Here is a 14,084-nt window from a genome sequence, read left to right as displayed (position 1 = left end):
AACGATATGTGGGGCAGTGCGTCAGGCCCTGACCACACTCAACGGCAGCCGGCGGTCAACTAATCCCGGATCCGGCTGTGAATTTCCGGCTAGAGCCCGTCCGCGCGGAAACCGGCATTGAAGCTCACGCGCTCGTAAGTGGCGACACCGGCGTGCACGTACGGGTCGCTGGCAGTGAGCGCGTCGGCCTCTTCGGCGGTCATGTCCGAGGCGATCAGCACGGCGCCACCCTGCGATTCCAGACGGCCGGCAAGAAGGATGCGGCGCTCCTCGACCAGTTTGCCGAGCCATTCCAGATGCGCGGGCCGGGCCTGGTCCACGACGTCCAAGGGTTGCGTGTAGGTGATGTTCAGTACGTGAAACACGCTATGAGGTTATCCGGCGTCCTTGTGTTGTTCGATGACCTGCCCGGTTCGGCTCCGCAAGGCCGGTGTCGCGGCATCGGGGATGCCGAGGACGCGCATGCCGGCATCGGCGACCTGCATGGGCAGGTCGGATCGTTCGGGGCCATGCGGTACCGACCACATGTTGACGAGCGATTCGACCAGCCGGAACGGCAGGTCGGCGGCTGCCGGATGAACGCCGGTCTGTTGCAGTACTGCCCGGCTCAAGGTCAGATAATGCTGTCGGAGGCGTTCGCGGTCGGACCAGAACGGCTCCAGGCGATCGGCGCGCAGCTCGGGAAGCAGGTAGAGCGCGCCCAGATTCCATGCGCCACCGAGTAATTGCTCGCCGTCGAACGCGGCCAGGGCGTGTAGGTGCTCGGTCGCGGTCAACGCCGGCGTTGCGCTCACCAGGCTTGGGATGAATGCCAGCGTCGGGGCGACGGTCTGGCTCAGCACGGCGCACAGGATGTCGTCCTTGGTCTTGAAGTAGTGGTACAACGACGCCTGCCTGATGCCGACCGAATCGGCGATGGTTCGCGTCGAGGTACCCGCGTAGCCCAGCGTGGTGAACAATTCGCCTGCCGCATCGAGGATTTCGTCTCGTCCGGTGACGCCCGGGCGCCGCTGGGGCCGCAGTCGAGGCCGTCCTGTGTGGGTGGTCGACATTCATTCATCGTGGTCCACGCGGGCAGTCATCGATACCGCCGGTCAGTATCTGTCACGCGACAGAAACCTGGGATATCGGCCGGTTACCTACGAGCCCTGGTTGCTTACATCGTGCTTACTTCGGCGACACCATGCGGGATGGTCCGGGGAGAAAACTGTCAACTGACAGGCCAGCGGTCACGGATGTCCCACGGCACGGCGATCAGAACGCAGGAGAGCACACATGGGCACTGCTGTCTCGGTGGTGGACACCTCACAGGTCGCCGCCGTGTCGTCGAACCCGGACGCGGTGGCAACCGTGGCGGGCCTGCATGTCACGTTCCCGCGCAACGGCGGTGAGGTACACGCGCTGCGCGGCGTCTCCCTGACCGTCCAGCGCGGCGAGATACTCGGACTGGTGGGCGAATCAGGTTCCGGGAAAAGCGTATTGGGATTCGGCATGCTCGGCCTGCTGCCGGCGTCCGCCCGGATCGAGGGCAGCATCGCGGTGGCCGGCTCGGACATGGTGCACGGTGACCCGAAGGCGCTGCGCACAGTTCGCCGCCTCGATCTGGGCGCGGTGTTCCAGGACCCCATGACCTCCCTCAACCCGACCATGCGGATCGGCAAGCAGGTCGCCGAGGCGGCGGGCAGCGCCGACGAAGCGCTGCGCCTGCTCACCGCCGTCGGCATACCCGACCCGGCGCGGCGGATGCGGGCCTACCCTCACGAACTCTCCGGCGGCTTGCGGCAGCGCGTGATGATCGCCATCGCGATCGCCGGCTCGCCGGAACTCATCATCGCCGACGAGCCGACCACCGCACTGGATGTCACCGTGCAGGCCCAGGTGCTCAGGCTGCTGCAACGACTCCGCGACGAAATCGGTTGCAGCATTGTCTTCATCACCCACGACCTCGGGGTGGCGGCGCAGATCTCGGACCGCATCGCGGTGCTCTACGCCGGGCGTATCGCCGAGGTCGGCCCGGCCGGCGAGGTCCTGAGCTCACCTGCTCACCCTTATACCCGCGGACTGCTGCGGTCACGGCTGACGCTGGATACCGCACGTGACAGGCGGCTCGCGGCGATGCCGGGCGCTGTGCCGAGCCCACTGGCACCGCTGCCCGGATGCGCCTTCAGCCCACGCTGTGACCAGGCCACCGACAACTGTGAGAAATCCTCTCCCGAGCCGACTTCCGTCGGTCCCGGCCGGGTCAGCGCCTGCCTGCTGACCCCGGAGCAGCAGGGACACGATCCGGTAGCGGCGGCTGCCGGACCGGAATTTGTTGCCGCACAGTCGATGAGCCCGGCCGCCGCGGACCAACCCGCCGCGGTCACGGTGACCGACGTGACCAAGACCTTCGCCGTGGCGCCGCGCGGGAAACTCCAGGCATTGCGCGGCGTGACGCTGCGGGTGGGGCACGGCGAGTCAGTGGCACTGGTAGGGGAGAGCGGTTCGGGAAAGTCCACGCTGTTGCGGGTGATCGCCGGTCTGGAGAAGGCGACCACGGGCACGGTCGAGGTGGCCGGGGAGCAGCGCCCGCAGATGGTGTTCCAGGACGCCGGCGCCTCGCTCACGCCGTGGCTGTCGGTCGGTGAGTTGATCGCCGAGCGATTGCGTGGCCGGAAACTGTCGCGGGCCGCGCGGCGCGATGCCGTGATCGAGGTGCTCGACCGGGTGGGGCTGCCCGCGGAGGTCGCAAAGTCACGTGCCGGCCAGCTTTCCGGTGGTCAGCGCCAACGGGTTTCGCTGGCTCGCGCCACCGTCGTCCCACCCGCTGTGCTGTTGTGCGACGAACCCACGAGTGCCTTGGACGTGTCACTCGCCGCCTCGGTGCTCAACCTCATCGGTGACCTGCGCCGCGGTCTGGACATGTCCGTGGTGTTCGTGACGCACGACCTGTCGGTGGCTCGCGTGGTCGCCGATCGCATCGCCGTGATGTACCTGGGCCGCATCGTGGAAATCGGGCCGGCCGAACAGGTCATCGGAGGTCCGACACATCCCTACACCCGCGCTCTGGTCGACGCGATCCCCGACCTCGGCCGCGAATCGCGGGTGTTGCCAGGTGAACCGGCGAGCCCGCTGTCACCGCCGACCGGGTGTGCGTTCCATCCGAGATGCCCAATTGCGGTCGACGCCTGCAGCGGCGACGAACTCGATGTCCGACTCGTGGGCAAAGCCGATGGCGCACACCAGGTCGCCTGTATCGAAGAGAAGGTGCGCTGATGGCCATCGCGATCCCCGCCCCGAGTCTGACCCGCGGTCGTGGCCGGCTGCGACCGGCCCTGCCGCAGTCGCGGTCGATGATCATCAACCGCGCGGGATTCGCCCTCGTCATCCTGTTGACGGTGGCGGTCGTCGCGGTGCCGCTGCTGGCTCCGCACGACCCGCTGATCCCGGTCGGGATGCCGTTGCAGGCCCCGGGTGAGCACGGGTTCCTGCTCGGCACCGACAGCATCGGACGCGACATCCTGTCCCGGGTGCTCTATGGAGCGCGGTCGAGTTGGCTGGCCGCGCTGGCGGTGGTGGCGCTGGGTCTGCTGATCGGCGGGCTCGTGGGCCTGGTCGCCGGGGCAGCCGGCGGCTGGATCGACTCGACGCTGATGCGCATCACCGACGGCTTCCTGTCCCTGCCCGCTCCGGTGCTGGCGATCGCCGTGGTCGCGGCGCTGGGACCGAGCTTTCTTCACACCCTGACCGCGGTGTCCATCGTGTGGTGGCCGTTCTATGCCCGGCTGGTGCGCGGAGAGGTGGCACGGCTGGCCGCACGCCCCCACGTCGAGGCCGCAAAACTGGCCGGCGTCAGCCGTTTTCGGCTCGCGGCGCGGCACCTGCTGCCTGGTGCGGTGCCCAACGCCCTGGTCGCCGCGAGCCTGGATATCGGCACGCTGATCCTGACCCTGGCCGGTCTGTCCTTCCTCGGGCTCGGCCAGGCCGCGCCCGCACCGGAGCTCGGCGCCGACTCCGCGCGCAATCTGAGTTACTTCCTGCAGCAGTGGTGGATTCCGGTCATGCCGGGACTGGGGGTGTTGGTGCTGGCGCTGGTCGCCAACATCTCCGGCGACTGCCTGCGCAATTTGATGAAGACGACATAGTCCGACGATCCGGTGGTGGTGATGAGCGCGCGCAAGAAGAGAGGTGGGTGAAAGCATGAAGACCTTCGTGGTCTCGCGGTTGGGATCGATGGTGGCCATCCTGGTCGCCCTCACGGCAGTGCTGTTCGTCCTGCAGAACATCTCGCCACTGGATCCGGTGAAGGCCCAACTGGGCGCACAGGCCTCGGCCGATGCGGTGGCGGCACGGCGCGCGGCGCTGGGACTGAATGACCCTGTGCTGGTGCAGTTCTGGCACTACCTGTCCGGTGCCGCGACCGGCGACCTGGGCACGTCGTACCGGACCCGGCACGCGGTGATGGCCGACCTCGGCTCGTTCGTCCCGGCAACCTTGGAGCTGGCCCTCGCCGGCATGCTGATCGCCGTCGTCCTCGCGGTGCTGCTGGCGTTCAGCACGACCTTGAAGTGGCGCGGCGCCAATGTGCTTCGGGCAGTGCTGTTCACCGGTTCCTCGGCGCCGATGTTCCTGCTGGGCATCCTCGGCCTCATCGTCTTCTATCAAGACCTCGGCTGGGTACCGGCCAACGGCCGCAGTGCCGTGCCGGGCCCGCCGACCGGGCCGACCGGCATGTTGACTGTCGACGGTCTGCTCCACGGGCGGCTCGATGTCGTGGCCGACGCCGCGCACCATCTCATCCTGCCGGCGTTCGTCATCGCGATCGGCCCGGCCGTCGCCATCGGCCGGGTGCTGCGGAGCAGCCTGCTGGCCGACATCGACAGCGACTACGCGCGGACAGCCCGCGCCAAGGGTCTGTCCGAGACCCGAATCCTGGCCAGGCATGTGCTGCGCAACTCGGTCGGCGCCGCCTTGTCGATGACGGGACTTCAAGTGGGCCTGATGTTTTCGGGCGTGTTGGTGGTCGAGCAGGTGTTCGGCTGGCCCGGCATCGGGCAGTACGTGGCGCAGAGCATCCCGGTGGCGGACTTCCCGGCGATCGCCGGCGTCACGCTGATGCTCGGCGCGCTCTACGTCGTCATCAATACGGTTGTGGACCTCCTGCAGGCCGCCGCCGATCCGCGTATCGCAGTCACAGGAGGTTAGGTGCCGAAACAGCCGCTCATCGTAGGAAATCCCGTCCTGGTCGTCGTCGACATGCAGGAGTCCGGCGACATGCCGGCCGAGTTGGTCGGTATCGAGCACATGGCCGGTTACGGCGACCGGATCGCCCGGGCCCAGCGCCTCATCGCGGCCGCCCGCGCCGCGCGAATCCCGATCGTGTTCTTCCAGGAGGTCCACCGCGCCAACGGGATCGACTTCGGTCGCGAACTCGACGGCGCCGAGGGCGAGCACTGCGTGGACGGCCGGCCGGGCACACCGCTGCATCCCGCGCTGCTGCCCGACTTCGACGGGCCGGGCCACGAGTTCCATATCGTCAAACGCCGCTATTCCGGTTTCATCGGAACGGATTTCGAGATCGTGCTGTCGGGCCTGAGGGCGTCGACGCTCATCCTCATCGGCGGACTCACCGACGTGTGCGTGCACTACACCTTCGCCGATGCGCACCAGCGGGACTTCTACGTCCGCGTCGTGACCGACTGCGTGGGCGGCTCGTCGACGTATCGCCACGACGCTGCTCTGGACGCCATGGAGTACCTGCAGGCCGGTGCCATGCGCACCACCGACGAGATCATCGCCGCCTTTTCCGATATGTGTCCGCCCGAACTGTCCAACCCCGCCCTCGAAGGAGCTGCCCGATGATGAAGAGCCACAAGGTCCCCGGTCGTGCGCGCGCAGGCTGGCGGATTGCCGCGGCCGGTGCCGCCGTGATGCTGACGCTGAGCGGTTGCGGTGGTTCGAATTCCGGCGGCGGCACGCCGAACGCCGCGCCCACCGACAAGGTGCTGCACCTGTCGTTCCTGCAGGACCCGGGGCAGCCGCCGGACCCTGACATCTACTACGCGGGCCAAGGTCTGTTGCTGACCACCAACACCTACGAAGGGCTGCTGCAGTACAAAGCCGGTGTCGACAAGGCTGTCCTGGAACCGCTACTGGCAACGAGCTGGACGGCGTCGCCGGACAACAAGGTCTTCACGTTCAAGCTGCGCGAGGGCGTCAAGTTCCACGACGGCACCCCGTTCACCTCGGCGGCGGTCAAAGCGTCGTTCGATCGCCGGGTAGCCGTCAACCAGGGCCCGGCCTACATGGTCAAGGACGTGGAATCGGTGACCACGCAAGGGGATTACGGCGTCACCATCACGCTGAAGGCGCCCAACTCGGCGTTTCTCGACTACCTCGCATGTCCTTATGGGCCCCGCATGCTCAGTCCCGAAGGCCTCAAGAAGAACGCCGGCACCGACAACGCCCAGGGTTATCTGACCACCCACGATCTCGGCACGGGTCCGTTCGTGCTGACCGACGCGCAGGTGGGCTCCCACTACGCGCTGGCCGCCTTCGGAGAATACTGGGGCACCAAACCGTATTTCGAGAAGGTCGAGCTTCCCGTCATCACCGACGTGTCGGCGCAGCAGCTGCAGTTCAACAACGGTCAGGTGGCCGCGATCCTGCACGACCTGCCGTCCTCGGCGGTCCAGTCCTACCTGAACAACAAGTCGTTCACCAACTACTCACTCCCGACCATGATGTCGAACTACGCGTACATCAACCCGCGCAAGGGCATGATGACCGACGCCAAGAACCGCGCCGCGGTGATGCAGGCGATCGACGTCGACGAGTTGGTGAAGCAGACGTACTTCGGGCGCGGCAAGAAGGCCGAGCAGATCTACCCGCCGAACATGATGGCCGCCGAATACGGCAAGCAATCGGTCCCGCATGATGCATCGGCGCTGTCCGGTATCGCCGGCAAACTGCCTGCCGATCAGAAGACCGTGACCATCGGCTACGACTCGAGCAACCCCGATAACCAGTTGATCAGCAACCTGATTCAGACTCAGCTGGCCGCGGCGGGCCTGACCGCCAAGGTGCAGGCGTACCCCACGTCGGAGATCTATGGCTGGGTCGGCACCGACGGGCAGGCCGCGCCGGAGATCATGACCTATCTCGGCTGGCCCGACGCACCGTCGCCGTACACCTGGGGCCACATCTCCTGGGATGCCGACGGTGGTCTGAACTTCTTCGGGTGCTCGGCGCCGCCGGTCACCGCCGCCCTGGCCGCGGGGCTGCCGACCGACGCCGATGCCGACTTCTCCACCGCCGGTGTGGAAGCCGTCAAGACCGGATGCTGGCTGAACATCGCTGACGTCAACGACTTCATGGTGGCCCAGCCCTGGCTCAAGGGCGTCGAACAGGCGCACGTGGTCACCAACCCGAATTCGCTGCGCCTGAACGCCCTTTCGGTCGGCTGATGGCCACTCTGGTCGGCAAGCCCGGGGTGCGGCGGATCATCCTGCTGACCCTGGGCTGGGAGGAGCTGCCGAAGTCGGTGTCGGTGTACGGCGCACCGCCGGAGGAGCGCATGCGGGAGCCGGTGCCCGGAGTGCTGCTGCAGACCGACGGCGGTTGGGTACTGCTCGACACGGGATTCAACACCGCGCTCGTGCGGGACCCGGCGCTCTACCGGCGGTTCTTCCCGACCGTCGAGTACCGCCCGGTGCTGCCCGGACCGGGCGAGCCGATCGAGCAGCGGCTGGCGGAGGTCGGGGTGGATTTCGACGAGATCCACACTGTCGCCGTCAGCCATCTGCACCACGACCACGCCGGCGGGCTCAAGCTGTTCGCAGGCAAGGTCCCGGTGCACGCCCAGCGTCGCGAACTCGAGTACGGGCTGTCGAATCACCCTGAACCCGAACGCAACGCGATCGTGCGCGTGGACTTCGACGATCCGAACATCGATTGGCGCCTGGCTGACGGGGAAGCCGAGATCGCCCCGGGCATCACCGCGGTGCCCACCTACGGGCACACGCCGGGGCATCAGAGCTTCGTCGTCGAACTCGACGACTCCGTCGGCGGTGACGGCTTCGTCTTCGCCTTCGACGCCGCCGATCTCACCGAGAACATCGAGCACGAGCTCGCCATCGGCGGGTTCATCGACGTCGACCCGCAGGACACCGTCGAGCCGATCCGCCGACTCAAGAAGTTGGCTGCCGACAGGGGGTTTCAGCTGATTCCCGGCCATGACCCACACGTGTGGCCCGAGCTCACCGAGCATTTTCACCACAGATTCGGTGGACACTGATGGAGTGCGTGCTGCGCGCCGACAGGGTGCTCGTCGACGGTCACCAGGTCCCGGCCGCGGTCGGCATCGACCGGGGGCGCATCGCCTTCCTCGGCGACGCCGACGCCGACTGCCCGGCGATGGAAGATGTCCGGTTGCCCGAATCGGTGGTGCTGCTACCCGGCTTCGTCGACACGCACGTGCACATCAACGACCCGGGTACCGACTGGGAGGGGTTCGAGACCGCCACCGCGGCCGCGGCCGCGGCCGGCATCACCACCGTGGTGGACATGCCACTGGACTGCGAACCGGTGACCACGAGCGTCGCGGCGCTGGACGCCAAAAAGGCCGCGGCAGAAGGTAATTGCCACGTCGACGTCGGGTATTGGGCCGGCGTGGTGCCGGACAACCTGGACGGTCTGGCCGACCTGGCGCAGGCCGGGGTACGCGGTTTCAAGTGCTTTCTCGCCGACTCGGGCAACCCGAATTTTCCGCACCTGAGCCCGGCGCAGTTCCGGGATGCCATGCGGCGCATCGCAGAACTGGGGTCGGTACTGCTGGTCCACGCCGAGAGCAATCGGGTGATCGATGCCGGTCCACCGCCATCGGGCCGGGAGTACCGGTCGTTCCTGGCGTCGCGACCCGATGCCGCCGAAGACGACGCCGTGGCGTTGGTGATCGACGCCGCAGCGGCGACCGGGGCCCGGGCACACATCGTGCACGTCTCCAGCGCCACGGTGCTGAGTCGGTTGGCCGAGGCCAGGCGGGCCGGGATTCCGGTGACGGCCGAAACCTGCCCGCATTACCTGACATTCGCCGCCGAAGCCGTGCAGGACGGCGGCACCGAATTCGCCTGCTGCCCACCCATCCGGGATGGCGCCAACCGGGAACTGCTGTGGTCCGCGCTGCACGACGGCACCCTGGATCTGGTGGTGTCCGACCATTCGCCGTGCGCGCCGCGGCTCAAGGCCGCCGGGGATTTCGGGCGGGCATTCGGCGGGATCAGCTCGTTGCAGCTCAGCCCGCGCGCGGTGTGGACCCAGGCCGCCGCACGCGGCTTCGGGCTGGCCGACGTCAGCCGGTGGATGTCGGAACGCCCGGCAGCGCTGGCCGGTTACGCCGACCGCGGCCGGATCGCAGTCGGGCTGCGGGCCGACCTATGTGCATTCGATCCCAGTGCCCTCGACACCGTGCGGGCGGCGACGCTGCGGCACCGCCACCCCGTGAGCCCGTACGACGGTGTCACGCTGCGCGGTTCGGTGCTGCAGACCTGGGTTGCCGGGGTGCCGGCGGTGGTGGGGGAGCCGGTATGAGAATCCTGGTGCTCAACCCCAACACCTCGGCGGCGATGACTGCCGAGATCGCGGCTGCCGCGCGATCCGTGGCGCATGATGACACCGAGATCGTCTGTCTGTCACCGCATTTCGGCTCTGCGGCGATCGACTCGTCCGCCGAGAGCTACCTTTCCGCGGTCGGGGTGATGGACCTGGTGGCCCGGCTGACCCGGTCCGGTGACTTCGACTTCGACGCTGTCGTCCTTGCCGGATTCGGCGAGCACGGCCGCGACGCGCTCGCCGAGATGCTGACGGTGCCGGTGTTCGACATCGCGGAATGCGCCGCTCACGTCGCGCACCTGATCGGTCGGCGGTTCTCGGTGATCACCACGCTCGCCCGGTCGATCCCGCCCATCGAGGACCGGCTGCTGCTGGCCGGCCTGAACGCGCACTGCGCCTCGGTCCGCGCGTGCGGCCTGAGCACCGCAGACGTGGACGGCGACCCCGCGGGCGCGGTGCAGGCGATCGTCGACGAAGCGGCGCGCGCCATCAGCGAGGACGGCGCCGACGTGATCTGCCTGGGTTGCGCCGGTATGGCGGGAGTGACGGCGGCGATCTCGGCCAAACTCGGCGTGCCCGCGGTCGACGGGGTGTCCGCCGCGGTGGCCCTCGCACAGGCTGTTGTCGGTCTGGGTCTGTCCACCAGTAAGGCCGGCGTGTTCGCGCCGGGCCCGGACAATCCGCGTAGCCACTGGCCGCTGTCGGAAGCCATTGACTCTTCGCGCAAGCGCTCATCGGAAGCGCAGGACTGGTGACCAACGTCGATCTCGCCTCCCGCATCGTCGGCGGCAGTGTGGTGGCCGCCAGCGACGAATCGTTCGGATTCAAGGAGCGGCTGGTTTACCCGGCCGAACCCGCTTTCGTGCCCGGTACTTTCGACCTGCGCGGGGAAGTGGTGGACGGCTGGGAGACCCGCCGCCACGCCGGCCGGGCCGGCGACTGGGCGATCATCCGGCTGGGTACACCCGGCCGGCTGCACACCATTGACGTGGACACCCGGTTCTTCTCGGGCAATCACCCCAGCGCCTGCGCGGTGGACGCCTGCGTACTGGCGCGCACCGACGATCCGGCGGACCCCGCTGTCTCGTGGACAGAGATTGTGGAATCGACTGTGCTCAAGGCGGATTCACGGAACCTGCTGGCCGTCCAGGACCGCCGGCGGTGGACGCACCTGCGGTTGCGACTGCAGTCCGACGGCGGCGTCGCCCGGTTGCGGGCGTACGGCGAGGTGGTGCCGGATCCCGCGGCCTGGAGTGACATCACCGTCGAGGTGTCCGGCCTGGAGAACGGTGGCCGGGTCGAATGGTGCAGCGACAGTTTCTATTCCAGTGCCACGTCGCTGATCATGCCGAACCGTCCGCACAACATGGGCGACGGGTGGGAGGCGCGCAGACGCCGTGACGTCGGACCGGAAACCCATGACGCGGTGATCGTCTCGTTCGCCGCCCCCGCCGACCTGCGCCGCATCGAGGTCGACACCTCGTACTTCGTGTTCAACGCCAGTCTGGAGGTGTCGGTGCTGGGCAGCCGCAGCCGTCCCGATCGCGAACATGGCTGGGGGATGGTCGCTTTCGACGTTCCGGTGCTACCCCGGACACGGCTGCTCGCCGACGCGCGCCAGGTGTTCCCGGTCGACGTGGCCGACGTGGCGGCACTGCGCGTGCAGGCCTACCCGGATGGCGGGATCGCCCGGGTGCGGGCCGTGGGGGTACCCACCGCGGACGGGCTACGGATGTTGCAGCGCCGATGGGAGGAATCGTCATGACACCACTGCTGACCGAGTGTGCCGGCCTCTGGCGCCGCACGCTGCTGATCGAGGTCGACGGCACCCGCGATACCGAACCGGGTGTGCTGTGGCTGCAGGGGCCGACGGCCTACGTGGACTCCCGTGGCTTCGCGGGCACCCTGCACCAGGATGCCGATGTCTTCGAGTGGCATCGAGAGTTCGACGCCACGATGCCTGGCCCGAATCCCGATGCCGGCGTAATGCATTGGGAGGGAGACATTCTCGTCGAGACCGGCGTGCACGAACACTATGTCGAGCACTGGGTCCGCGACTCCGGCGAGGCCGGCCCGACGGGCGCGCTGCAGCTGTCCGGACCCGCCGGGGCATCGGCAGCACTACTGGTCCGGGTCGGCGCCATGTTCGGCTGGGCCGACCGCACCGGGGTGGTGCTCGGCGCCGTCGGTGGCGCCGAGCAGCGAGCTCTCGGTATCGACTTCGCCGGCCTGGTCTGCGCCGGCGACGAATTCCAGGCCAACGGCGTGCGCTGGACGGTGGACTACTCGGAAGGGAATGTGAATTCATGAGTGGCGTAACGTCATTCACGTCGGTGCCGATCATCGATATCAGCGGTTTGTCGTCACCCGAGCGTGCCGAGCGGCACCGCGTCGCCGCCGAGATCGGCCGGGCGGCGGCCGACGTCGGCTTCTTCTACATCAGCGGCACCGGCGTCGACGAGTCGTTGTTCGACGCGATGCTGGCGGCGGTGAAGGAGTACTTCGCGCTGCCGGTGGAAGACAAGATGCGTGACTACATCGGGCTGTCCCGCTGTCACCGCGGGTATGTGCCGGTCGGCGAGGAGGGCCTGGAGGGCACCGTCCCGGACCTGAAGGAAGCGTTCGACACCGCGCTGGACCTGCCCGCCGACGATCCGGACTATCTGGCCGGCAACCCCATGCTGGGTCCCAATGCGTGGCCTGACCTACCCGGGTTCGCCGATGCGGTGACCGCCTACTACCAGGCGGTGCTCGATGTGGGGCAGCGGCTCCTGTGGGCCTTCGCCGTCGCTCTCGGTGAGGACCCGGAGGTCTTCTCCCGGCACGCCACCAAGACGCCGAGCCAGTTGCGGCTCATCCACTATCCGTACAACCCGGATGCCCACGACAGTGTCGGGATCGGCGCGCACACCGACTACGAATGCTTCACGCTGCTCAAACCGACGGCCCCCGGCCTCGAGGTGCTCAACGGGGCGGGCGAGTGGATCGACGTGCCGCCGGTCGAGGGGACCTTCGTCGTCAATGTCGGGGACCTGCTGGAGCTGTGGACCAACGGCGCCTTCGTCGCCACGAGCCACCGGGTCCGCAAGGTCGCCGAGGAGCGGTATTCGTTCCCGCTGTTCTTCAACGTCGACTACCACACCGAGGTGAAACCGCTGCCGCAGTTCGCTTCCTCAGCGGGCAAGCCCCGCTCCGCTCTGCGCGCAGGTGAGCATCTGTTCGCCCAGACCGCGCAGACGTTCGCCTACCTGCGACAGCGCATCGAGTCGGGCGAACTGGTGCTGCCCGACGGCTCGCTGGAACTCGGGCAGTTCGGCCGGCAGGCGTTGCAGGACGCGCAATGACTAGTTGATGGGCGCGTTGAGCCAGTGCAGGTCGTCGAGCATGCCGCGGGCGGCCACGATGCCCTGGCCGGTCTGCCACACCTCGTTGTTCACCACGAACACCCGGTTGTCGCGGGTGGCGGCGAGCTTCTTCCAGGCCGGGCTGTCGAGCAACGCGGCGGCCTTGTCCTTGGCTGCCGGAGACTCGAACGACATGTAGACGATGTCACCGTCGGCAGTCGAGAAATCGGTGCCGGGCCGCAGCTTCGAGATGTCGATCTCGCGGTACGGCTTGTCGGTGAACCGCTGTGGCGCAGGGCGATCCGCGCCGACACGGGCCAGCACGCTGCCGGGGAAGTTGTTGGCGCCGAAGATTCGCATGGTGCTCTCGGTCAGCTGCACGACCGACACCTGGAAGTGTGAGGCGTCGTTCTGCCCGCCGACCCTGGTGGCGTCGGCGTTGAAACCGTCGACCAGTGCGCCCGCGGCGGCACCGCGCCCGGTCGCCGCGCCGACCATCCGCAGATCGTCCTGCCAGGCGGCGCCGGACGCCCCGGTGAGCACCGTCGGCGCGATCGCCGACAACGCGCCGTAGGTGTCCGACGTTGCCGACACCTGCGAGCCGATGATCAGGTCGGGGTTGGCGGCCTTGACGGCCGCCATGTCGGGCGCGCCGCGCGTGCCGGCCGCCGGCACGTTGTGGATCACGGTGCCCAGGTATGACGTCTGGCCCGACGAATCCGTCGGGGTCGCCGCGGCGACGACCCGGGACTGCAGACCCAGCGCGCACAGCGCGTCGAGCGCCGTGCCCGAGAGCACGACGATGCGCTGCGGGTCGGCGTTGACATCGGTGGTGCCGGCGGCGTGGTGCACCTGGCGGGTGGGCGGTCCCTCGTCGAGTGCCGCCGGGTTGGGCGCGCACGAGTCGTCGGGCCGACGCTGGTTTCCCAGCACACCCGCGGTGGCGATACGGGTGGTGCTGGTGATGGGAGCCGGATTTGCTGCCTGAGGTTCGCTGGTGTGTCCCGAGCAGCCCGTCAGGACGGTCGTGGCCGTCGCGCACAGGGCGGTGAGAACCGCCGCGCTGGCGCTGGACAGCCGGGTACGGGGAGTCGGAAACTGCACGTGGCCGACGGTAACACCCGCGCGGTCGCGCCCAGATGAGGCGCGGTC

The 14,084-nt window shown here is 68.1% G+C and carries 14 protein-coding genes; 11 read left to right on the top strand and 3 right to left on the bottom strand.

The annotated features are described in order from the left end of the window. Positions 1 to 89 precede the first annotated feature (89 nt). Together QRN63_RS20090 and QRN63_RS20085 are read right to left on the bottom strand one after the other, a co-directional pair. The gene (locus QRN63_RS20090) at positions 90 to 365 is read right to left on the bottom strand and encodes a YciI family protein (RefSeq protein WP_267316556.1); all 276 of its coding nucleotides are present in this window, start codon (positions 363 to 365) and stop codon (positions 90 to 92) included. Positions 366 to 374: 9 nt separating this feature from the next. Then, a complete protein-coding gene (locus QRN63_RS20085) occupies positions 375 to 1,052 on the bottom strand; it encodes a TetR/AcrR family transcriptional regulator (RefSeq protein ID WP_285032422.1) in 678 nt (225 codons plus the stop codon). A gap of 223 nt (positions 1,053 to 1,275) precedes the next feature. Between QRN63_RS20085 and QRN63_RS20080 the strand changes: the two genes are divergently transcribed. The 11 genes from QRN63_RS20080 to QRN63_RS20030 are packed head-to-tail and all read left to right on the top strand — an operon-like array spanning position 1,276 to position 12,932. Continuing rightward, positions 1,276 to 3,255: a dipeptide ABC transporter ATP-binding protein gene (locus QRN63_RS20080; protein WP_285032420.1), complete on the top strand. Its 1,980-nt coding sequence runs from the start codon at positions 1,276 to 1,278 to the stop codon at positions 3,253 to 3,255. Then, on the top strand, positions 3,255 to 4,124 hold the full coding sequence (locus QRN63_RS20075) for an ABC transporter permease (RefSeq protein ID WP_285032418.1): 870 nt from the start codon (positions 3,255 to 3,257) through the stop codon (positions 4,122 to 4,124). The genes QRN63_RS20080 and QRN63_RS20075 overlap by 1 nt, the downstream gene beginning before the upstream one ends. Before the next feature lie 55 nt (positions 4,125 to 4,179). Next, on the top strand, positions 4,180 to 5,184 hold the full coding sequence (locus tag QRN63_RS20070; RefSeq protein ID WP_267316560.1) for an ABC transporter permease: 1,005 nt from the start codon (positions 4,180 to 4,182) through the stop codon (positions 5,182 to 5,184). After that, on the top strand, positions 5,185 to 5,841 hold the full coding sequence (locus tag QRN63_RS20065; protein WP_267316561.1) for a cysteine hydrolase family protein: 657 nt from the start codon (positions 5,185 to 5,187) through the stop codon (positions 5,839 to 5,841). After that, the gene (locus QRN63_RS20060; RefSeq protein ID WP_285032415.1) at positions 5,841 to 7,445 is read left to right on the top strand and encodes an ABC transporter substrate-binding protein; all 1,605 of its coding nucleotides are present in this window, start codon (positions 5,841 to 5,843) and stop codon (positions 7,443 to 7,445) included. Before QRN63_RS20065 ends, QRN63_RS20060 begins: the two co-directional genes overlap by 1 nt. Then, positions 7,445 to 8,275, top strand: coding sequence for an N-acyl homoserine lactonase family protein (locus tag QRN63_RS20055; protein WP_267316563.1), 831 nt, complete (start codon positions 7,445 to 7,447; stop codon positions 8,273 to 8,275). Before QRN63_RS20060 ends, QRN63_RS20055 begins: the two co-directional genes overlap by 1 nt. Next, complete coding sequence (gene allB, locus QRN63_RS20050; RefSeq protein WP_285032412.1) at positions 8,275 to 9,567, top strand: allantoinase AllB; 1,293 nt, start codon at positions 8,275 to 8,277, stop codon at positions 9,565 to 9,567. Before QRN63_RS20055 ends, allB begins: the two co-directional genes overlap by 1 nt. Further along, entirely contained in the window at positions 9,564 to 10,343 is a 780-nt protein-coding gene (locus QRN63_RS20045) for an aspartate/glutamate racemase family protein (RefSeq protein ID WP_267316565.1), read from the top strand. Before allB ends, QRN63_RS20045 begins: the two co-directional genes overlap by 4 nt. After that, positions 10,340 to 11,353: an allantoicase gene (gene alc, locus QRN63_RS20040; protein WP_285032409.1), complete on the top strand. Its 1,014-nt coding sequence runs from the start codon at positions 10,340 to 10,342 to the stop codon at positions 11,351 to 11,353. Before QRN63_RS20045 ends, alc begins: the two co-directional genes overlap by 4 nt. Then, a complete protein-coding gene (locus QRN63_RS20035; protein WP_285032408.1) occupies positions 11,350 to 11,898 on the top strand; it encodes a hypothetical protein in 549 nt (182 codons plus the stop codon). Before alc ends, QRN63_RS20035 begins: the two co-directional genes overlap by 4 nt. Continuing rightward, a complete protein-coding gene (locus tag QRN63_RS20030) occupies positions 11,895 to 12,932 on the top strand; it encodes an isopenicillin N synthase family dioxygenase (protein WP_285032406.1) in 1,038 nt (345 codons plus the stop codon). The genes QRN63_RS20035 and QRN63_RS20030 overlap by 4 nt, the downstream gene beginning before the upstream one ends. Here the strand turns inward: QRN63_RS20030 and QRN63_RS20025 are convergent, their stop codons facing one another. Then, entirely contained in the window at positions 12,933 to 14,036 is a 1,104-nt protein-coding gene (locus QRN63_RS20025) for an ABC transporter substrate-binding protein (protein WP_285032404.1), read from the bottom strand. It abuts the gene before it with no gap. Between the last annotated feature and the right edge of the window lie 48 nt (positions 14,037 to 14,084).

It is taken from the genome of Mycolicibacterium sp. lyk4-40-TYG-92 (genome assembly GCF_030209435.1).
Taxonomy (GTDB): Bacteria; Actinomycetota; Actinomycetes; order Mycobacteriales; family Mycobacteriaceae; genus Mycobacterium.
The sequence above is the reverse complement of the archived record's forward strand: the minus strand, read 5'-3'. Positions and strand labels throughout refer to the sequence as shown.